General features: G+C 34.2%; 19 protein-coding genes, 1 tRNA gene and 1 rRNA gene. 17 read left to right on the forward strand and 4 right to left on the reverse strand.

The annotated features are described in order from the left end of the window. The 7 genes from rrf to BLV84_RS10915 form a co-directional block, all read left to right on the forward strand. Nucleotides 1-92: ribosomal RNA gene (rrf, locus tag BLV84_RS10885) — 5S ribosomal RNA — on the forward strand; the annotation flags it as partial. Between the two features lie 131 nt (nt 93-223). Further along, a complete protein-coding gene (gene trxA, locus BLV84_RS10890; RefSeq protein WP_093245197.1) occupies nt 224-541 on the forward strand; it encodes a thioredoxin in 318 nt (105 codons plus the stop codon). Nucleotides 542-594: 53 nt separating this feature from the next. After that, on the forward strand, nt 595-1,494 hold the full coding sequence (locus tag BLV84_RS10895) for a DUF58 domain-containing protein (protein WP_093245200.1): 900 nt from the start codon (nt 595-597) through the stop codon (nt 1,492-1,494). A gap of 92 nt (nt 1,495-1,586) precedes the next feature. Beyond that, nucleotides 1,587-1,660: transfer RNA gene (locus BLV84_RS10900), tRNA-Asp, on the forward strand. A 235-nt stretch (nt 1,661-1,895) separates the two neighbouring features. Next, nucleotides 1,896-2,639: a polysaccharide biosynthesis/export family protein gene (locus BLV84_RS10905; RefSeq protein WP_234953144.1), complete on the forward strand. Its 744-nt coding sequence runs from the start codon at nt 1,896-1,898 to the stop codon at nt 2,637-2,639. Nucleotides 2,640-2,642: 3 nt separating this feature from the next. Next, a complete protein-coding gene (locus tag BLV84_RS10910; RefSeq protein ID WP_093245206.1) occupies nt 2,643-5,123 on the forward strand; it encodes a GumC family protein in 2,481 nt (826 codons plus the stop codon). 11 nt (nt 5,124-5,134) lie between these two features. After that, on the forward strand, nt 5,135-6,421 hold the full coding sequence (locus tag BLV84_RS10915; protein ID WP_093245210.1) for a nucleotide sugar dehydrogenase: 1,287 nt from the start codon (nt 5,135-5,137) through the stop codon (nt 6,419-6,421). Nucleotides 6,422-6,797: 376 nt separating this feature from the next. On the opposite strand, the gene BLV84_RS10920 is transcribed toward BLV84_RS10915, so the two are convergent. Continuing rightward, nucleotides 6,798-7,022 carry a hypothetical protein gene (locus BLV84_RS10920; RefSeq protein WP_093245213.1) on the reverse strand — a complete coding sequence of 75 codons (225 nt, stop codon included), beginning with the start codon at nt 7,020-7,022 and terminating at the stop codon, nt 6,798-6,800. A 270-nt stretch (nt 7,023-7,292) separates the two neighbouring features. Further along, on the reverse strand, nt 7,293-8,357 hold the full coding sequence (locus tag BLV84_RS10925) for a branched-chain amino acid aminotransferase (protein ID WP_093245218.1): 1,065 nt from the start codon (nt 8,355-8,357) through the stop codon (nt 7,293-7,295). A 97-nt stretch (nt 8,358-8,454) separates the two neighbouring features. Here BLV84_RS10925 and BLV84_RS10930 point away from each other — a divergent pair, with 97 nt between their 5' ends. Next, nucleotides 8,455-9,051 carry a DUF4920 domain-containing protein gene (locus BLV84_RS10930; protein WP_234953145.1) on the forward strand — a complete coding sequence of 199 codons (597 nt, stop codon included), beginning with the start codon at nt 8,455-8,457 and terminating at the stop codon, nt 9,049-9,051. Nucleotides 9,052-9,127: 76 nt separating this feature from the next. Here BLV84_RS10930 and BLV84_RS12705 read toward each other — a convergent pair whose 3' ends face one another. Continuing rightward, a complete protein-coding gene (locus BLV84_RS12705) occupies nt 9,128-9,331 on the reverse strand; it encodes a T9SS type A sorting domain-containing protein (protein ID WP_093245354.1) in 204 nt (67 codons plus the stop codon). Nucleotides 9,332-9,564: 233 nt separating this feature from the next. Between BLV84_RS12705 and BLV84_RS10940 the strand changes: the two genes are divergently transcribed. Next, nucleotides 9,565-10,479 (forward strand): TIGR01777 family oxidoreductase, encoded by a 915-nt coding sequence (locus BLV84_RS10940; protein WP_093245221.1) that lies wholly within the window; start codon nt 9,565-9,567, stop codon nt 10,477-10,479. Nucleotides 10,480-11,628: 1,149 nt separating this feature from the next. Here the strand turns inward: BLV84_RS10940 and BLV84_RS10945 are convergent. Then, nucleotides 11,629-12,258, reverse strand: a complete 630-nt coding sequence (locus BLV84_RS10945) for a DUF6266 family protein (protein WP_093245224.1) — start codon at nt 12,256-12,258, stop codon at nt 11,629-11,631. 1,175 nt (nt 12,259-13,433) lie between these two features. On the opposite strand from BLV84_RS10945, the gene BLV84_RS10950 reads away from it, so the two are divergent. From BLV84_RS10950 to BLV84_RS10985, 8 genes are all read left to right on the forward strand, one after another. After that, on the forward strand, nt 13,434-13,787 hold the full coding sequence (locus BLV84_RS10950; protein WP_093245228.1) for a four helix bundle protein: 354 nt from the start codon (nt 13,434-13,436) through the stop codon (nt 13,785-13,787). Nucleotides 13,788-13,873: 86 nt separating this feature from the next. Beyond that, entirely contained in the window at nt 13,874-14,872 is a 999-nt protein-coding gene (locus BLV84_RS10955) for an SDR family oxidoreductase (protein ID WP_093245232.1), read from the forward strand. Nucleotides 14,873-14,881: 9 nt separating this feature from the next. Next, complete coding sequence (locus BLV84_RS10960; protein ID WP_093245235.1) at nt 14,882-16,243, forward strand: nucleotide sugar dehydrogenase; 1,362 nt, start codon at nt 14,882-14,884, stop codon at nt 16,241-16,243. Between the two features lie 2 nt (nt 16,244-16,245). Beyond that, nucleotides 16,246-17,646: a UDP-glucose 6-dehydrogenase gene (locus tag BLV84_RS10965; protein WP_093245239.1), complete on the forward strand. Its 1,401-nt coding sequence runs from the start codon at nt 16,246-16,248 to the stop codon at nt 17,644-17,646. Between the two features lie 122 nt (nt 17,647-17,768). After that, complete coding sequence (gene rfbB, locus BLV84_RS10970; protein WP_093245243.1) at nt 17,769-18,830, forward strand: dTDP-glucose 4,6-dehydratase; 1,062 nt, start codon at nt 17,769-17,771, stop codon at nt 18,828-18,830. Between the two features lie 32 nt (nt 18,831-18,862). Then, the gene (locus BLV84_RS10975) at nt 18,863-19,258 is read left to right on the forward strand and encodes a GxxExxY protein (RefSeq protein ID WP_093245246.1); all 396 of its coding nucleotides are present in this window, start codon (nt 18,863-18,865) and stop codon (nt 19,256-19,258) included. Between the two features lie 32 nt (nt 19,259-19,290). Continuing rightward, a complete protein-coding gene (gene rfbA / locus BLV84_RS10980; protein WP_093245249.1) occupies nt 19,291-20,163 on the forward strand; it encodes a glucose-1-phosphate thymidylyltransferase RfbA in 873 nt (290 codons plus the stop codon). A gap of 21 nt (nt 20,164-20,184) precedes the next feature. After that, nucleotides 20,185-22,071 (forward strand): DCC1-like thiol-disulfide oxidoreductase family protein, encoded by a 1,887-nt coding sequence (locus tag BLV84_RS10985; protein ID WP_093245252.1) that lies wholly within the window; start codon nt 20,185-20,187, stop codon nt 22,069-22,071. Nucleotide 22,072 lies beyond the last annotated feature (1 nt).

Genomic DNA, 22,072 nt, shown 5'->3' on the forward strand with positions numbered 1-22,072 from the left:
ACGAGGCTCACCTCTTCCCATTCCGAACAGAGAAGTTAAGCTCGTTAGCGCCGATGGTACTACTAACGTGGGAGAGTAGGTCGCCGCCTTCCTTTTTATACTAAAGCCTGTAAGAACAATCTTATAGGCTTTTTTGTTTTTACTTCATTTTGTATTAAATCTCACTTAAAATTTATACAAGTCCAGATATATTCTTTATTTTTGTTATTAAACAATTTTAATTATGGCATTAGAAATAAAAGATCAAGATTTTGAAAAGACAGTATTAGAAAATGATAAGCCTGTCCTTATCGACTTTTGGGCTGCATGGTGTGGACCTTGTCGTATGTTAACGCCAATCGTTGATGAATTATCCAAAGAATATGATGGTAAAGCAGTGATCGGTAAGATTGATGTAGACGCTAATCAAGATTTTGCTGCTAAATACGGTGTGAGAAATATTCCAACTGTTTTAGTTTTTCATAAAGGTGAGCTTGTTAAACGCCAAGTTGGTGTTGCTCAAAAAGAGACTTATAAAGAAATTTTAGATGAATTGATTTAAAATTGTCTTCTAATTAATTACTTTAGGGTTTAGTTTAACTAAACCCTTTTTTTATGCTCAAAACTTCAATTGACTTGAAACACTTTGATTTTAAAGTTAATCGAATCGTTGAAGGCTTTATTTCTGGCTTTCATAAGAGTCCTTTTCACGGTTTTTCTTCCGAATTTGCTGAACATAAATTTTACAATCAAGGCGACTCGACTAAACATATCGATTGGAAATTGTTTGCAAGAACTGAAAAGCTCTACATTAAAAAATTTCAAGATGATACAAATTTGAGATGCCATTTTATTTTAGATGTTTCTTCTTCAATGTACATGGAGTCTAAGAGTAATAATCACTCTCCTGATAATAAAATCGAATTTTCAGCTTTAAGCATTGCTTCAATATGTAAACTTCTCATCAATCAAAGAGATGCTTTTGGTTTAAGTTTTTTTGATCAGGAGTTAAAACTTTTTTTAGATGAAAAAAATAGTCAGAAACATTATAGACTTCTTGAGCATAAGTTGGTCTCCGTTATTTCAGATAAAGGCTCGTTTAACGAAACAGACTTCTATTCAAATTTTGAGTTTATAGCTAATAAAATACATCAACGCTCAGTTGTTGTTCTTTTTAGTGATATGCTTTCTGATAAAAGAGATGAGTTGATAGATGCACTAAAGCTCTTTAAACATAAGAAAGCTAAAGTTATTTTATTTCATGTTTTAGATTTTCAACAGGAAGTCGACTTTAATTTTAAGAATAAAGCTGTTAAGTTTAAGGATTTAGAATCAAATCAAGCTATACAGGTTTTTACAGATTTATATCAAACATCTTATCAGAATTATATGAAGAATTATATAAATGAATTAAAATTAGTCTGCTTAAGATATAAGATTTCATATGTAGAAGCAGATATTAATGAAGGATATCAAAAAATATTAGAATCTTATTTTGTTGAAAATCAGAAGTAAAGACTCTTAGTGAAAAATATTTTAAATTTATTTTTATTTGAAGCTTGCAGAACCAAAAAAGGGTTGTATATTTGCAACCGCAATACGCACACGGTCTGGTAGTTCAGTTGGTTAGAATACCTGCCTGTCACGCAGGGGGTCGCGAGTTCGAGTCTCGTCCAGACCGCAATTAAAGTTAATGTTGTGTTGTGAATAATTAAGTTTATTCGAAATCAGAGTTAATACTTTGTAGAAGCTTTTCCATAGGAAAGGCTTTTTTTATTTACAGACTAACCTGCTTTATGATACTATCTTTACTTTATTTACGTTTTGTTTTTCATTTGTAAAAACTATATTTGTGACTCCTAAGAATCTGTTAAATGAACAAAACCTTTATCCTACTTTTATTGCTAATTATAACAATGTCTTCTTGTATTAGTAGTAAACGATTGAATTATTTGCAAGTTGATAAAAGTGATCAAGAAATTGATTCAATTCTGCAATTACGACAACTTCCTGAGCCTTATCGACTACAAATAAATGATCTTTTGAGCATTAGAATTAAGGCCATGGATCAAGATTTAGTTGGAATGTTTAATCCAGTTGGTGATGATAACACCAATGCTACAACTGAAGAAAGAGCATATTTCGATGGTTTTTTGGTTGACAGAAGAGGCGAAATTAGAATGCCAACTTTAGGTCAGATTAAAGTTATTGGACTTACTCTAAACGAAGTTCAAAATAAAATTAAAAATAAACTCTTAGATGATTATTATAAAAGTTCTTCGGAATTATTTGTTACAGCAAAATTAGCTGGATTAAGATATACGACTATAGGCGAGATAGGTACTGGAAGTCAGGTTATTTATAAAGAGCAAGTGACCATTATGGAAGCTATTGCTAATGCTGGTAATATTACAACTTATGGTGATCGAAAAAATGTAAGAATATTACGACAATACCCTGGTGGCCAAAAAATGTTGAACGTTGATCTTACTTCTATATCAGCGCTTAACACAGATCAATATTATATCCAACCTAATGATGTAATTATCGTCGATACTTTACCAGAGAAAGCTATTGGCTTAGGCGAAAATGCTTTAGCTATTTTCACATCTATCCTTGGAGTTATTACTTCAATTACAGTAATTTTAATACGTCTTTAAGCTATGGAAGATGAATTTGAGTTTGAAGACAAAACCCTAATTTTTGATTTTAAAGGTTTTCTTCTAAAAATTTTGAGTTATTGGTATATTATCTTGATCAGCGTTATTGTTGGTTTAGGTATTGCTTATTATATAAATGTTCGAAAATTACCAATCTATAAAATTAGCAGTATGGTTACTGTTAAGGATGACGGTAATCCTCTTTTTACTTCTAATACTAGTTTAACTTTTAATTGGGGTGGCGTTTCAAATAAAGTAAACACAGCTGTTACAACTCTTCAAACACGTTCTCATAATGAGAAAGTTGTAAAACGCTTGAAATCTTATATTCATTATTTAGAAGATGGCAAGTATCAAAAAGTTAATGCTTATGGCCGTGCTCCATTTTTTGTGGAAGATGATACAACTGCATTTCAACTTTTAAATCGTGAACTTGAAATAAAAGTTATTGATTCGCTTTATTATCAATTAAGTTTAATTTTTGAAGAAGATGCAGAAGATCAAACACTTTCTTTTTTGAGTTATGGTGATCTTGATCGTAAGTCTGAAATTGTTGATGCGAATAATTATACCATAAAGTTACCATTTAACAAGCATGTAGATACACCCTATTTTACGGGACGTATCATGTTGAATGGTAAAGAAATTACTTATAATAAAGCTTATTACATAAAATTTGAAAACTTTTTTAGCACTGTTAAACGTTTTCAAAATATTGAAGCAGAAACTGAATCTAAAGGTTCTTCTATTATTAATTTAAGCTTAGTTGGTGAAAATAAGGCTGAACTCGTTGATTATCTCAATTCTACTGTTAATGTTTTAAGTCGTGATGTTCTTAATAGAAAGAATTTATTTGCGACCAAAACGATAAAATTTGTCGATAGTATATTGAGTGTCAAAACTGATGAACTGAAAGAAGTTGAACGCGAATTAAATCAATTTAAAATCGATAATGACATTATTGATTTAACAGCCGAAAGTGAAAACTTAAAAGAGCGTTTGAAGGAATATGATACAGAAATTAATAGTATTGAGCGTCAATTAGATTATTATAAATTATTAGAGAATTATTTAAGAAATAGAAGTGATTATTCTGATGTTCCCGCGCCTTCTGTTGCAGGCATTGAAGAATCAAGTATTTCAAAAGCAGTTTCAAAAATTGTTGAATTATCAGTTCAAAGAGGAAATTATAGTTTTTCTTTAAAGTCAGATGCACCAATATTTAAAGATATTGATAGACAGATTAACTCTACAAAAACCGTCATTTTAGAAAATATTGAATCTTCTAGAAGCATATTAAATGATCAAAGGAGAAGTCTGAAAACTAAAATTTCTAGTATTGAAAAGGAAGTTAGAGATCTGCCTAAAGATCAGCAAGAGCTATTGAAAATTGAAAGACGCTTTCAGATCAGTGAGAATACGTATACAGTTTTCTTACAAAAACGAAATGAAGCTAGCTTAATAAAAGCAGCAAATGTAAGTGATATCGAAATTATAGATGAAGCTAAAGACACTGGAGGTGGAAAAATAGGTCCTAATACACAGCTTAACTACGTTATGGCTCTACTAATTGGTTCTATCGTTCCTTTGTTGTTTATCTTTATTATCGTTTTTCTTGATAATAAGATTTCAAAACCAGCTGATGTTGAAAAACTTTCTAGAATACCAATTATTGGTGTTATTGGTAAAAGTCGATTAGATGATAAATTGGCTGTTTTCACGAGACCTAGATCTTCTATTTCCGAAAGTTTTAGAGGTATAAGGACAAGTCTGCAATTTCTTTATAAACGTGATGATAACCCTGATGATACAAAAGTAACGCTTGTGACGTCTTCAGTTAGTGGTGAAGGAAAGACGTTTACAGCAATTAACCTTGCTTCAGTTTTATCTTTGAGTGGAAAAAAAACCATATTAGTTGGTCTTGATTTGAGAAAGCCAAAAATATTTGATGATTTTAATAGACATAACGAAGTCGGTGTTGTTAACTATCTTATAGGTGATAAAAACATCGATGAAGTTATTCAGGGTACTGATTATGAGAATCTTGATTTAATCGTATCGGGGACAACACCTCCAAATCCTTCAGAACTATTAATGGGGTCTCAAATGGAACAGTTGATAAATGAGCTCAAGGAGAATTATGATTATATTGTGCTTGATACTCCGCCAGTGGGCTTAGTGACAGATGCCATGAATTTGTTTAAATATACTGATGCAATTTTATATTTAATTAGACAGAATTACACTAAAAAGGGTATGCTGAGTCTAATAAATGATAAGTATAGTAAGGGTGAAATTAAAAATGTAAGCCTTGTTTTGAATTCATTTGAAACTAAAAACAAATATGGCGCTGACTATGGTTATGGCTATGGATACGGTTATGGAAGGTATGGTAATGGATATCATGATTTGGAAAAAACTTATTCGTTTAGAAATAAAATTAAAGAATCTTTAAAATCACTAATCAACAAACTGTTTAACTAAAAATCTATTTTATGAAAAAACAACCATGTATATCTATTATAGGTCTCGGATATGTGGGATTACCTTTAGCTGTTGCTTTCGCCAAAAAATTTAAGGTGATAGGTTTTGATATAAATGCTAAACGCATCGAAGAATTAAACGATGGTCTCGACCATACACTTGAAGTTGATAATGAGCTTTTACAATCTGTTTTAAAGCATAATGATGATACAGGTCTTGTTATTACTAATGATCAAAACCTTTTATATCAAGCTGATGTTCATATTGTGACGGTACCAACACCAACAGATAAAAATCGTCAACCAGTTTTGACACCTTTAATAAAAGCGTCTGAAACCATAGGACAAATCATGAAAAAAAATGATATTGTTATCTATGAATCTACCGTTTATCCAGGTGTTACAGAAGATGTTTGTGTCCCTGTTTTAGAAGAGAAATCTGGTTTAAAATTTAATCAAGATTTTTATGCAGGATATTCTCCAGAAAGAATCAATCCAGGAGATAAAGTTCATACTGTTACTCAAATTCTTAAAGTGACGTCTGGTTCTACGCCAGAAATCGCAAAATACGTAGATGATTTATATGCAGAAGTAATTACTGCGGGTACGCATATGGCTCCAAGCATTAAAGTAGCAGAGGCAGCAAAAGTTATTGAAAATTCTCAACGAGATATTAATATTGCTTTTGTAAATGAGTTATCTAAAATTTTTAGAAAGTTAGATATTGATACAGACGCTGTTATTGAAGCTGCAGCAACCAAATGGAATTTTGTAAAATTTACACCAGGTTTAGTTGGTGGACATTGTATTGGTGTTGATCCTTATTACCTTGCACAACGTGCGTTAGAAGTTGGTTATAATCCTGAAATAATTTTAGCTGGTCGTCGTATGAACGACGGAATGGGAGAGTACGTTGCCCAAGAAGTTATCAAAATGATGGTTCAGAAAGAAGCTAAGGTTAAGAACGGAAAAACACTTGTTTTAGGCATTACTTTTAAAGAAAATTGTCCTGATGTTCGTAATACAAAAGCGATTGATGTCATCAATGAGTTGAAAGCTTACAACATGCAAGTTGATGTTTGTGATCCATGGGCAAATCCAGAGGAAGTTAAATCAATCTTTAACCTCGATTTGTTGACCGACTGTTCTAAACTAGACTCAAAGTACGATTCAATTGTTTTATGTGTATCTCATAAAGAGTTTTTGAATTTAGATTATAAGGCTCTTAAAAATAAAAATGCTGTTTTGTTTGATGTTAAATCATTCTTACCAAAAGAAATCGTTGACGGTCGTTTGTAATAAGTTTTATTAAACAGTTTAGTTTTAAATTAAAAAAGCTGTCTTATTCTCTTAAGACAGCTTTTTTTAGATAAATGGTGTATTATATTTAATTTGAATGGTAATTTTTTTAACTCAACTTTTAAATTTTGATTTGTTATTGTTTCAATTATCTTAAATAAAACGTCGAACTCTAATTTAAAATATTTTTAATAAACAACTTATTACTATTGCTTAATGTTTATTAAGATTTTACAATTGAAGATGAATAAAAATGTCATTAAGAGATGAACCGGATATCAACTATAAACTTATTTTGAAGTTGTATCAAAATAACAATTTAATAAAGTCTAATTTATCTTTTTATAGAAAGATAAGTCAGAGTCAGGTAATAAAATTATTTTTTTCTGAATTTATTAAAAGCAATTGCAGTACCAGCAATTAATCCTAAACCTAACATTCCATCAATAGGTAATGGGCGTTCATCATCAACATTAACATCAAAACCTGGAGGAGAAGGAGGTCCACTGGAGCCTTGAGCGAAACTAGTTGCTGATACACTTAAGCATAAAAACAGAATGAGTTGAAAAAAAACTTTTTTAGTTGATGACTTATATTTCATAATTGGTTCGGTTTATCAGATGCAAATATACAGATAATTGTAATAATACCTTATCCATTTAAAACATAATTAAATAAATGCTTTATTTTAACTTTAAGTACAGTAAAATGTTATAATTAAAATAAAATAAATCATCTTTTTTTAATTATTTAACTTTCTTGCAGTATAAAAAAACTGAAAAGTTTAATTTAATTATATTGTCATTTTCTTCAAAATGTAAAATTTTAGATCATTTTTAGAAGTTTAAATGTATCGATTTAAAACCTTGAACTAAATTTTAAATCGCCAATTGTGAGGATCTTCAGCTCTATTGTATTGAATATCCTGTAAACGTTTTTTAAAATGCATACCAAACGAGTCTTTCATTTCAGGGAGATCGTAATATGTATCATCATATTCAAAACCTTCAACGGCAACAATTGTTGCAGCAGTACCAGCTCCAAATATTTCTTTAAGTTCACCAGCTTTTGCAGCATCTATAATGCGTTTGACCTCAACACGGTCAATTTCAACATCTAGACCCTCATCTTTAGCAAGTTGAATAATTGATCTTCTGGTAATGCCATCTAAAATTCGATCATTGGTTGGTGCCGTAAGCAATTTATCATTAATACGGAAAAAGATATTCATCGTTCCGGCTTCCTCCATGTACTGATGCGTATTTGCATCTGTCCATATAATTTGGTCTAAACCCTTTTCTTTAGCCAGTTTAGTCGGATAAAACTGAGCGCCATAATTACCAGCAGCTTTTGCATAACCAACGCCACCATCTGCCGATCTGCTGTAATCTTGGGCAATCAAAACTTTTACTGGTTTTGAATAATAAGCCTTTGCTGGGCAAGTAATGATCATAAAGCGATATTGATTAGATTCTGATGCAGAGACACCTGGTTCTGTCGCAATCGCAAATGGACGGATGTATAATGAGTTGCCTTGTCCTTTTTTTACCCAGTCTTTATCAAGTTGCATCAAGGTTTTGAGGCTTTCCATAAAATATTCTTTAGGAAATTCAGGAATCGCCATACGTTTTGAAGAAATATTGATACGATTCAGGTTGTCTTCAGGTCTGAATAACCAGACATCATCATGATCGTCTTTAAAAGCTTTCATGCCTTCAAAAACAGCTTGTCCGTAATGAAACACTTTAACTGATGGCTCAAAACTCATAGGCCCATAAGGTGCTATCACTGGTTTTTGCCATTCCCCATCAATGTAATCACAATACATCATGTGGTCAGCGTAGTTTTTGCCAAATTGTAAGTTGTCAAAATCAACTTCCTCTAATCTAGATTTTTTAGTTTTTGTAATATTTAAAAGTGAATTTAATTGACTCATTTTTTAAAATTTTAGCAAATATACAAATTTTAAATATGGCCTTTTGTTTTAATTGATCCCTTTATATTAAATTGCGATCTCAAAATATATATTTAACATGAAAAAACTATTTTTATTACTTATTACATTAGGATTGTTTGCATGCGCTGACAATAAATCAAACGGTTCTAAATCATCAACCCCAGAACAAACACTTGAGAATGATCAAACAATGTCACATGATTCTGATCACTCAGAAGAAGAAATGAAAGCAGAAAAAGGTGTTTCTCAAGATGATATCGATCCTAACCAAACAGACTTTGGTGCCAATTTTAAAGAAAAAGACGTTAAATCCAATGCGGAAATGTTAGCGCTTTATAAAGATATGAAAGTTGGTGACACTTTATCAATACAATATGAAGCTGAAATTAATTCTGTTTGTCAAAAGAAGGGATGTTGGGTGCGTTTAAAACTTGATGATCAAGATGAATCTTTTATAAAATTTAAAGATTATGCATTCTTTTTGCCAAAAGATGCTGAAGGTAGAAAAGCTGTTGTACAAGGTAAAGCTTATGTAAAAGAAGTTTCAGTAGATGATTTAAAACATTTTGCTGAAGATGCAGGAAAAACTGAAGAAGAAATTGCTAAAATTTCAGAACCAGAATTAACTTATGCTTTTATGGCTGATGGTGTTAAGTTAGAACCTAAGTCTTAGTAGCATATTAAAAATTATAAATCAAAAACCCTCGAAGTTCGAGGGTTTTTTTTATTGAATCTATTCTCAAATACATTTACTTAACAATCAATTTCTGAACAAGCTTTTGCTTAAGCTGATCAGATGTAATATTGATAAAATACACGCCAGAAGCTAAGTTTAAATTCTCTAAAATGATGCTTCCGTTTTGTGCTTCTTGACGAAGATCAAGCAGCTGACTTCCTAAGACCTTATGAATTTTAATATCAAATTCAGCTTGTAGATGCTTTGGTAAATCAATATTTAAAAGTCCAGCCGTTAATAGATCAGTTCAAAACACCAATTATTTATTGTCAAGACCTCTTATTTTAAAATGATAGACTTTAATTTTTATTCATGTAAATATCTATACAATTAGCCTTAGTGGCTAGATTTTAGTTTTATAATGATTCTGAATAGGTATAGCAAGCGTTAAAGCTTAATTAATTATTTCGATATGATATTTCTTTAAGCTAAATTGTCAATAAAAAATTGATGCGAGTATTAGTTACAGGTGCAACGGGTTTGGTAGGGCAAGAGCTTGTAAAACAATTACATGCTGAAAACATTAGTGTGAATTATTTAACAACCTCCAAAGAGAAGGTAAAATCTCAACCTAATTATCAAGGTTTTTATTGGAATCCGAGAAAAAATGACATCGATAAAAATTGTTTTAAGGCTGTGAATGCTATTATCAACTTAGCGGGTGCTAGCGTAGGAAAGCCTTGGACTTCAAGCCATAAACAAGCACTGATTGATAGTCGTCTGAATACTATCGACTTATTAAAAAGCTCGCTTAAAAATATTGAACACAACATCGATCATTTTATTTCTGCAAGCGCAATAGGTATTTATGAAAGTGATTACCGCATTTTACATGATGAAGATTCAACAGCATTAGCTGATGATTTCTTAGGTGAACTTGTCAAGATGTGGGAAGCCAAGGCTGAAGAAATGTCAGCTTTAGGTATGGAGGTGAGTTTAGTGAGGACAGGTATTGTTTTGTCAGAAAATGGTGGCGCATTAGAGAAAATTAAAAAACCAATTCAAAATTATGTTGGAGCTGTTCTTGGAGATGGTAAGCAATGGCAATCGTGGATTCATATTAGTGATATAGCTAGTATTTATGTTCATATACTAGAGTCTAAATTGGAAGGTGTTTTTAACGCAGTATCACCAAATCCATCGACTAATAAAGAATTGACAGTTCAAATATCTGAAATTTTGAATAAACCGTTAATTCTTCCGCCAGTTCCGAAATTTGCAGTAAAGATTTTGTTAGGAGAGAGATCGACTTTGGTCTTAGCAAGTCAGATGGTTAGTGCGCAAAAAATTCAAACCTCAGGATATCATTTCAAATATGTCCAGATAAAAGCAGCATTAGAAGATGTGCTTCCTCATCAAAAATAGGGGTTAGGTATTAGATATTAGGAACTAGGGGTGTGAGGTGAGTGGTGAGTTTTTGAGTCAATGAGTTTTTGAGAGGTGAGACACTAGAAATTCATAATTTAGAATTTTGAATTCTAAATTAGTACTGTCATGCTGAGCAAATGCCGCCATAGGCGAAGTGCGATTCAGCATCTCTTTACAAGGTGAAGTTCTTTTCATTTTCTTTGCTCACCCAAAGAAAACGAAACAAAAGAAAAGGTGTCTTTTTTATAGGTGTTTTGTCTATCGACAAACCAGAAAACTCTCGCTAAAATACCTCCAAGGCTTCGGTATTTTTTAACGCTCAACTTTTCTTACACTTAAAAAAAGAAGACTGAAACCTGATGATTCAGTTTTAATTTAAGAATTGAAAGGCTTAAAGCATAGTGCTTGCAGTGAATCAACATATTCACGACTTGTTTGCCAAGCTATTTCTTATATTATTCCACTCACTAAATAATAATGATAAGAGGTGTAAATCTTAAAGCAAATTCAAAATTCATAATTGAAGAGAACGGCCTATTTTTTATGTTTTTTAGGAAACTAGAAAGCGTAGAAGAAAGGCAGAGGGAGCAATGCGCGAGTGAAACGGTTCGCGTTGCGGGGGCAGGGATGCTTTCGTTGCTTTTCTAAAACAGAAAAATAAGCCTAGACTTTTTTGTTACTTTTTTGGCAATGAAAAAAAGTAAAAGAACATCAATAGAAGTTCCTTTCATTTTGCCTTGACGCAAAACCCCTGTTGTCTTTTTCGCTTCATGCTTATGACTTCGTCAAGCACTTTCGCGAAAGCCACAGGTATTTCTTTAAATTAGTCACTTGAGTTATATTGAGATTTTAGAGTTAAATAAAACCGATTCACTAGTCACTAGTCACGAAAAACAGAATTAGTCTTGAGTCTAAAAGTCGTGTGTCTTGATTCTAAGGGGAACCGATTCACTAGACACCAATCACGAATCACAAATCACGAATTCACGAATAGGCGAATAACCGATTATACGGATAACAGAAAACCGATTCACTATTCACTATTCACCATTCACTATTCACCATTCACTATTCACCATTCACTATTCACCATTCACTATTCACCATTCACTATTCACCATTCACTGAAAAACCGACAACAGACAACTACTCCACAAAAACACTCATGGAAGCCGTTTCTTCTTCAGCACCCAAATAACCAAACCAAGTTAGAGGAGGAGACGTGCCTTGCCAAACTTCCGGAATCTTAAAGTGCGCTTGTTTGTCTTCTCGTAATGCTAAGTTGGCCTTGAAATAAAATTGATGAAGCTGAGGTTGATAAAGCACAACAAACAATTCATCATCAGCCTGTGCAAGTGCTTGATTTTCTTCCGATGTCCAACTGACACTTCGTGTGAAGCTATCGACTTCAATTATATTAAGATGAGCAGGAGGGCGTATCATTCCGTAACTCATCAGGGCTTTAGAAAAATTGATAGAAAATTGTTGATTATTTTCAGAGATGGCATGCTTAAGGTAATAAGATTTAATAAGGTGATATGTTGCTTTTTTCTGGTTGATAGGGAAGTAAGTTTGCTTTAAAATAAACCTCGCAGCATTTAAAAAATGCATCACGCATTTCATTTTGTCACGTTGACGAAGTTGACCTTTTTTGGCTGGTCTTTGAGTCGGTCTCGGGGCGCTACTCACATAATTACCATACTTACCTTTTTTGAAAACGAGATTCCCAGCCTTTCCAGATAGCGAGCCGATAGAGTTATGAATAATATGTGCCATACGTGTTTGATTTTGATCCTAAAGATACGTGGGGCGTTTAATGATTAAGCGAGGTCTTTCACATGCAAATTGTAGTGATGAAGTATACTTAGCGCGTTGTTCCTTCGATATAAGTAGGTAGTTCCCTTGATATGACAGGCCTTTATCGAAGAAAACTCGAAGGAGCATCGAGTCTGTACCGAACTAAACTTGCTTATACCTGGGGGTAATATGGAGTATCATGCCAGTATCTATGGAGTTAAGCACTGTATTTAGACAGCTGATTTACTGTCATGCTGAACGGCCTGACGGTAGGAAGGCTAGATTCAGCATCTCATTTCCATATCTGTCATTCTGAAGACACGAGTACGGGAGTGTCATTCAGAATCCCACCAATTGGAGACGAATCAATAATTGCATCGAAGTCTTCCTTTAAGTCATTATTGAATATTACATAGTGATTTCTTTCATTTTTTCCATTGATGAAAAAACGAAACAATCCCGAATAGGTCGGGACTAACGAAAAAAGAGGAGAAAATTTTTGCTTCGTTCCTCTACGCAAAACCCCTGATGTCTTTTTCGCTACATACTTATGACTACGTCAAGCACTTCCGCGAAAGCCACAGGTATTTCTTTAAATTAGTCACTTGAGTTATATTGAGATTTTAGAGTTAAATAAAACCGATTATACGATTTTACGAATTCACGAATTTACGAAGCACCCCGAATAACTCAGGACTAACAAATCATGAGATTCTGATCCCGACCATTCGGGATCGGGACTAACAAAGCATGAGATTCTGATCCCGACCCCCGAGTTATTCGGGGCGGGGCAGAATGACAGAAAACAGATAACAGAGAACTGATAACCGCCAACAGACAACAGAATAACCGATTTCAAAGTTTATAGAGCTAAAATTTGAGTTTCAAAACTTATTAACTTACTTTTGGCGGCAACTAACAATTTGATGAAAAAACGAAATAAATATCCTATTCCTTTCCTTGAATAAAAGCATTTCTTGTGCTTAAAACTAAGCCGATTGCAGGTATGACTTTCGTCTATTCTCAATTTGTTAAATTTTGTTAATTTAGCCTCAGTGTCTCACAGTAAATGTGACTCACAAGGGCGGAGCCGTGGGAAAAATTTGACAATTTTTAGCTGTATGCTGTAAGCCTTTAGCTTAAAGCTAAAAACAATGAGAGATTTTAAAAAATATGATATTTGGAAATTAAGTCATGAACTCACTTTAGAGATTTATCATGTGACTAAAGAGTTTCCTAATACTGAAAAGTATCAGTTGATATCTCAAATGCAAAGAGCAGCGTATTCTATACCTTCAAATATTGCCGAAGGAGCAGGTAGGGGGTCAGATAAAGATTTTAATAGATTTATTCAGATTTCGCTAGGTTCAGTACATGAATTAGAATACTTTATCTTACTTTCCAAAGACTTGCATTACTTAAGTATTGAAAAGTTCGAAGAGTTGGATTTGAAAATCAATACATTAAAGAGAAAAATGCATAGCCTAAGTAAAAAATTGATAATTTAATATTATTTAGCTGTAAGTTTAAAAGCAGTATGCTGTAAGCCAATAGCCTAAAGCTTAAAGCCAACAGCTTAAAGTAAAAACAATATATGAATTTAACACAATTCGAAAGTTTAAAAAACAAAAAAGTACTCGTAACAGGAGGAGCCGGGTTCATCGGCAGTAACCTCTGCGAAACACTTATAAAAATCGGTGCAAAAGTGACAGCACTTGATAATTTCGCAACTGGACATCAACATAATATTGCGCCTTTCCTTAATAAAGAAAACTTCAATTTTATCGAAGGGGATATTCGTGATCTGGAAACTTGTCAGAAAGCTTGTCAAAATCAAGATTTTGTTCTTCATCAAGCAGCTTTAGGTTCGGTGCCGCGCTCCATCAACGACCCCATTACGTCTAATGAAGTAAACGTAAATGGCTTTCTAAATATGCTGGTTGCTGCTCGTGATGCTGGGGTAAAGCGTTTTGTTTATGCAGCAAGTTCTTCGACTTATGGTGACTCTGAGGCTTTGCCTAAAATTGAAGAAAATATCGGGAAACCGCTATCGCCATATGCTATTACAAAATACGTTAATGAGTTATACGCCGAAAACTTTTTTAAAACCTACGGCCTCAATACAATTGGTTTGCGTTATTTTAATGTTTTTGGCCGTCATCAAGACCCAAATGGGGCTTATGCAGCAGTGATTCCGAAGTTTGTGATGCAGTTCATGAAACATGAAAGTCCGGTGATTAACGGCGATGGCACTTACTCACGTGATTTTACCTATATTGATAATGTGGTGCAGATGAACCTTTTGGCTATTACAACCGAAAATGGAGAAGCCCTTAATCAAGTGTATAATACAGCGGTAGGAGATCGCACCAATTTATTGGAGCTTACGCAATTGCTTAAAAAACACCTGGCAAAATACGACGAAAAAATAGCCAATATAGAAATTAAACACGGTCCTAATCGCGCAGGCGATATCCCGCATTCTTTGGCTTCTATAGAGAAAGCAAAAAATAATTTAAATTACCAACCCACGCACATCTTCAAAGAAGGCTTAAAAGAAGCGACAGATTGGTATTGGGATAACTTACAATAAAACAACAACATGGAAAAAATAGCCATCATTGGCCTAGGATATGTAGGTCTCCCTTTAGCACGTCTTTTTGCTACCAAATTTCCGGTAGTAGGCTTTGATATCAATCAGCCTCGCGTAGATGCCTTACAAGCGGGTCACGACGATACGCTCGAAGTCGAAGACGACCTGCTACAAGCCGTCATCAAGACGCAAAATCCTGTAAAAGGAGCCTGCACTGAGCTTGATCGCTCAGAGAGCGAGCATAGTCGAAGTGAGAACGGCCTCTTCTGCACCACCAATTTAAAAGACCTCGAAGCCTGTAACTATTACATCATCACGGTCCCTACTCCGGTAGATAAAAACAACAGTCCTGTTTTGGTGCCTTTGCAGAAAGCCAGTGAAACGGTAGGAAAAGTTTTAAAGAAGGGCGATATCGTGATTTATGAATCTACGGTATACCCGGGAGCAACCGAGGAGGAATGCATTCCTATCTTAGAACAAGCCTCAGGTTTGGTGTTTAACCAAGACTTTTATGTAGGCTATTCTCCAGAGCGTATCAACCCAGGGGATAAAGAGCACACGGTAGAAAAGATTTTAAAAGTAACTTCTGGAAGTACTCCAGAAATAGGAGAAAAAGTAAACGATTTGTACAAGGCGGTGATCACTGCGGGAACGCACTTGGCACCAACCATCAAAGTGGCAGAAGCCGCCAAGGTGATTGAAAATTCTCAACGCGATATCAATATTGCTTTTGTAAATGAGCTAGCCAAAATTTTTAATATTTTAGATATAGACACTCAGGCGGTCTTAGAAGCTGCAGGCACCAAATGGAATTTCCTTCCTTTTAGACCCGGCTTAGTAGGCGGACATTGCATTGGCGTAGATCCTTATTATTTGGCACAAAAAGCGCAAGAACGAGGCTATCATCCCGAGATTATTCTGGCAGGCCGCCGCATGAACGACAGCATGGGCCAATATGTGGCTAGTGAGGTGATTAAGCTCATGCTCAAGAACGATATTAAAATAAAAAATGCCAACATTTTAGTCTTGGGGATTACCTTTAAAGAAAACTGCCCCGATGTGCGCAACACCAAGGTAGTAGATGTGATCAAACACCTAGAAGAGTACGAAACGAAACTTACCATCTACGACCCATGGGCAAACCCCGAAGAAGTACAACACGAATATGGAATAACCTCTCATGGCACCCTGAGCCCTTCGACTTCGCTCAGGGCAGGCTCAGTCGGGTCTCATCATAAGTACGACGCCATCGTTCTTACCGTAGCCCACAAGCAGTTTTTAGAATTTGATTTAGACCAGCTCAAAGCAGATAAGGCCGTGGTCTATGATGTGAAGGGCGTGTTAGGAGATAAAGCGGAGGCTAAATTATAAATATGAGGGTGAAAAGAATATGTTGTATCGGAGCTGGTTATGTGGGAGGGCCTACTATGGCTATTATCGCACAAAAAAATCCTTCTATTGCAGTCACAGTAGTAGATATCAATGCTAATCGTATTGCAGCTTGGAATGATGAAAATCTAGATAACCTACCTATTTATGAACCAGGATTATCGGAAGTTGTGAAAGAGGCTAGAGGGAAAAATCTTTTTTTCTCTACAGCAGTAGACCAAGCCATAGAAGAAGCCGATATGATTTTTATTTCGGTAAATACCCCTACCAAAACTTATGGAGTAGGAAAAGGTATGGCAGCTGACTTAAAATTTATAGAACTTTGTGCTCGTCAAATCGCTAGGGTTTCTAAAAGCAACAAGATAGTTGTAGAGAAATCTACTTTACCCGTTCGCACGGCAGAGGCTCTTAAAAGTATCTTAGACAATACGGGTAATGGGGTTAATTTTCAAATCCTTTCCAATCCTGAGTTTTTAGCAGAAGGAACCGCAGTAAACGATTTATTAAATCCAGACCGGGTATTAATAGGAGGAGATATAGACCATGAGAAAGGAAAAGAAGCTATGCAGGCTTTAGTTGATGTGTATGCTAGCTGGGTTCCTAAGGAGCGTATTTTAACCACTAATATATGGTCTTCAGAATTATCAAAACTGACTGCGAATGCTTTTTTAGCACAGCGAGTTTCCTCCATCAACGCATTGTCTGAACTCTGTGAGGCTACTGGTGCCGATGACAATGAAGTGGCAAAAGCGATTGGAGCCGATTCTCGTATAGGATCTAAATTTTTACAAGCTTCAGTCGGTTTTGGAGGATCTTGTTTTCAAAAAGACATTTTAAACCTGGTGTATATTTCTCGCTCACTTGGTCTAGCAGAAGTAGCCGATTATTGGGAACAAGTGATTACCATGAATGATCATCAAAAAGATCGTTTTGCGAAAAAAATGGTGAGTACCATGTACAATACCGTTTCTGGCAAGCAAATCGCCTTGTTGGGTTGGGCATTTAAGAAAGATACCAACGACACGCGAGAATCAGCTGCAATTTATGTAGCCGATGAGTTATTGGCAGAACAGGCACAACTTCATGTTTTTGATCCTAAAGTGCAGAAGCAACAAATATTAAACGATTTAAAAACCTTGAATACGCGTTCTGAAGAAGAAAATGCCAATTTGGTAAGCATTTATAATGATCCGTTTAAGGCATGTGAAGACGTTCATGCCATTGCGGTAATGACCGAGTGGGATGAATTTAGGGAGTATGATTGGCAAAAAATATATGACCAGATGATGAAACCAGCTTTTGTGTTTGATGGACGAAATATTTTGGATGCTAAAAAATTAGAAGCAATTGGCTTTAGCGTTTTTCAAATAGGAAAGGCAAATTAATTGTTGAATAAAGTATAACAACCTAATAAATTGAAAGACCCTTATAATGAGGTGATTTTGGTTAAGGCTATTAAGATTAGAATTTTAAGAGTAATAGATTATTGTCTAGCAAAAAATAAATAATGAAAGAGGAAAAAAATATTTTAGTAACAGGGGGTGCCGGGTTTATAGGTTCTCATGTGGTGCGCCTTCTAGTAAATAAATATCCACATTATAATATTTTCAATTTAGATAGTCTTACGTATGCAGGGAATTTAGAAAACTTGAGTGATGTTGAGGATAAAGGAAATTATTTCTTTATAAAAGCTGATATTTTAGACGTAGATGCGATTGATAAGCTATTTGCAGAGCATAAATTTGATGGAGTGATTCATTTGGCTGCAGAGTCTCACGTAGACCGTTCTATTAAAGATCCGCTTGTTTTTGCTAAAACGAATATATTAGGGACTTTAAATCTTTTAGAAGCTGCTAAAAAATATTGGAAAGAAAACTATGAAGGAAAGATTTTCTATCATGTGAGTACCGATGAGGTTTATGGTAGTTTAGGCCAGGAAGGGCTTTTTACCGAAAGCACTTCTTATGATCCTAATTCGCCCTATTCAGCTTCTAAAGCAAGTTCAGATCATTTTGTTAGAGCTTATGGAGAAACCTATGGCATGCCTTATGTGATCTCGAATTGCTCTAATAACTATGGTGCCAACCAATTTCCAGAAAAATTGATTCCTTTATTTATTAATAACATCATCCAAAACAAAGCTTTACCCGTGTATGGAGATGGGAATTACACTAGAGACTGGCTCTATGTGATTGATCATGCCATGGCAATTGATTTGGTTTTTCATGAAGGAAAAAACGCTGAAACCTACAATATAGGAGGATTCAATGAATGGAAGAACATCGACCTTGTGAAGACCCTTTGCCAGCAAATGGATGAAAAACTTGGAAGAAAAGCAGGGGAGAGTGAGCGGTTAATCACATACGTCAAAGATCGTCCAGGGCATGATTTGCGCTATGCCATTGATGCTTCAAAAATCAATAAGGAATTGGGATGGAAACCTAGCCTTACTTTTGAAGAAGGCTTGTCGAAAACCATCGATTGGTATTTAAATAATAAAGAATGGATGAACCGAGTGACCAGTGGAGATTATCAAAAGTATTATGAGGAGCAATATAAATTCGAATAAAACTCGAATGAGAACGAATTAAACCGAATTGAATGGATCCGAGTAAAATACTTTATAAAGATGAAAGTTATAAAATAATCGGATGCTGTATGACTGTTCATAATGAATTAGGAGCTGGGTTTTTGGAAGCGGTGTATGAAGAGGCATTAGAAAAGGAGTTTCAAAGGCAACAAATTCCTTATCAAAAGCAAGTAAAACTTGATTTGTATTATCAAGGACAGAAATTGCAGAAAAAGTATCGTGCTGACTTTATCTGCTACGATAAAATAATTTTGGAACTAAAGGTTGTGCAAAACATACCTTTAGCTTTTTATAAGCAACTTAGAAATTATTTGAAAGCAACAAATTTAGAATTGGGAATGTTGATTAATTTTGAATCATCTTCTTTGACCTATAAAAGAATATTAAATAAACCAGATTCGGATTAATTCGAAATAATTCGGATAAATTAGTATACTATATGAAAGGAATTATATTAGCAGGAGGTTCAGGTACTAGGTTGCATCCGCTTACGTTGGCGGTAAGCAAACAGTTGCTTCCTATTTATGATAAGCCGATGATTTATTATCCGCTATCGGTTTTAATGTTGGCGGGGATTAAGGAGATCTTGATTATTTCAACTCCCCATGATTTACCCAACTTTAAAAAATTGTTGGGCGATGGTTCCCGTTTTGGAATTCAATTAGAATACAAAGAACAACCCAGTCCCGATGGATTAGCACAAGCTTTTATTTTAGGAGAAGCCTTTATTGGTGATGATGATGTATGTTTAGTGCTAGGCGACAATATTTTTTATGGGGCAGGCTTGCAAAAACTTCTATTTGATGCGGTTAAAACGGTTGAAGAAGAAGGTAAAGCCATTGTATTTGGGAATTATGTTCATGACCCTCATCGTTATGGGGTAGCGGAGTTTGATGAGAACAAAAATGTGATTAGTATTGAAGAAAAGCCAGAGAACCCTAAATCAAACTTTGCCGTCATTGGATTGTATTTTTACCCCAATTCTGTGGTGGAGATTGCCAAGAACGTAAAACCCTCTCATCGGGGAGAATTAGAAATTACTTCGGTGAATCAAACCTACTTAGACCAAGAAAATTTAAAAATGCAAATTTTGAGTCGTGGTTTTGCGTGGTTAGATACAGGAACCCATGAAGCTTTGACCGAGGCTACAGAGTTTGTAAAAGCGGTAGAAAAACGTACAGGTTTAAAGATTGCGTGTTTAGAAGAAATCGCTTTGCGTATGGGGCTAATTGATGAAAATAAGCTTCAAGAAAATATAAAAAATTTGAAGGGTGATTACTTTGATTACTTGAACCAAATTATCGTTAGATAAAAATTAAATTGTATTGCTATTATGGGAATCTTTAAAAGCTTAAAAAGAGCCTATTTAAAAAAAATAGATGGAATAGGTTTAGCTATTTTTAGAATTGTGTTTTCGCTAGTTTTTCTGGGTGAAGTTTTACAGTTAAATTATTTTCAGCATTTGGTTTTTGATAAAATCCCTTATGTCTCACCAGGAGAAATTGCCATGTGGCCAATTTTTTTCTTTTGGATTATAGCTATAATCTTTGTGATCTTTGGTTTGTTTACAAGAATTGCAACCATTGTAAATTATATTTTAACGGTAATTGTTTTAGGGACTATTTCATCTTTTGAATACCATATGTTCTATACTTACTTAATCGTTTATTTCTTGTTTATGTTTCTTCCTATATCGAGAAATTTATCATTAGATAGGTTGCGAATAAAATTAAAATATTCAAATACTAAGTTTAGATATAATCCACCTACAAAGGTGTCTGTCATAAATTATTATTTGATCATCATTTTCGCATTAGGATTTGTTTATTTTGATTCGGTATTTTTTAAATTAACTTCAGATTTGTGGATGAATGGTTTAGGCTTGTGGTTTCCAGCATCAATGCCTCAAGCAAACTTTTTTAATATCTCACCACTGCTAAACCTTAAATATTTAGTTATCGGGTTAGGCTATTTGACTTTTGTCTTTGAAGCTATTTTTTTATTCGTTTTTTGGAGAAAAAACTGGAGGTTGCCAGTTTCCATTATTGGGGTAGGATTACATATAGGGATACTCATTTGCTTTCCTATACCCTTTTTCGCTATAGGGGTGACAGGTGTTTACTTATTGTTGATACCCGTTTCATTTTGGCGTAAATTATTTGTAAAAAAGTCAACTAAAAAACTGGTAAAATTCTACTACGATGCAGAATGTCCTTTGTGTAATCGCACCAGAATCATTTTAGAACATTTTGATACTCATCAAAATATTTCATTTTTAACAGTACAAGGCAATGCAGCTCAAGAAAATGCCTTAGAGAGTATAGGAGAGGAAACCCTTTTAAGAGACATTCATAGTGTAGATCAAAATGGGAAAGTGTATCAAGGAGTAGATACCTACATAAGAGTTTTAAAGACCATTTGGTACTTGAAACCCTTAGCTTGGTTCATAGCATTTCCAGGAATTTATCATATAGGAAAAAAAACATATAATTATGTAGCCTTAAATAGAAATACAGAACGCTGTACAGAAGAAACCTGTGGTTATGAAATACCCTCTCTTCCTCCTAAAGAGTCTGAAATGAAAATTCTTACAAATTTTACACTTCAAGACTTAAAGATAAGGACATTATATGTAGGTTTAGTAATCTTATGTTTACTGCAATTGGCAGTAACTTATAATTCTCCTTTAATGATCAATTTTAGGAAATCAGTGGGGATAAATGATAATTCGGCGGTAAAAGCAACGGTGTATACGGCTAAAATAATGCACAATTCTTTTAGCAAGCCTTTTTTTGGCATTACCCATCACGGAGTTTTTATGGATTCACATTTTGGAGGATATAATCATAGCATAGCCGTACTCTATAAAAATAATAACAAAACAGTTTGGCTTCCCATATTTGATCAAGACGGGACTCCTGGAGATTACCTTTTTGGATCAAATTGGGTAAAATGGACGTTTAGGTCAAACTCTCCTGTAATTAATCAAAAAAAATTAGAAAATAGTATTCGAGATTTTACCGCTTTTTGGGCTAAGAAAAACAAGATAAGTCTTGAAAATGCCACATTTGAAATTAAAGTAAAAAAGAACAGAGTCCCCAAACAGTGGGAAGAGGATTTTTTAAATAAACAATTGGAGCAACCCTGGCTTGATGGAGGGAAAGTAGAGTGGAAGAATAAAGAATATTATCCAAACATTAAGGATATTGAAAAAATATAAT

Source organism: Psychroflexus halocasei, assembly GCF_900107595.1.
Classification (GTDB): domain Bacteria; phylum Bacteroidota; class Bacteroidia; order Flavobacteriales; family Flavobacteriaceae; genus Psychroflexus; species Psychroflexus halocasei.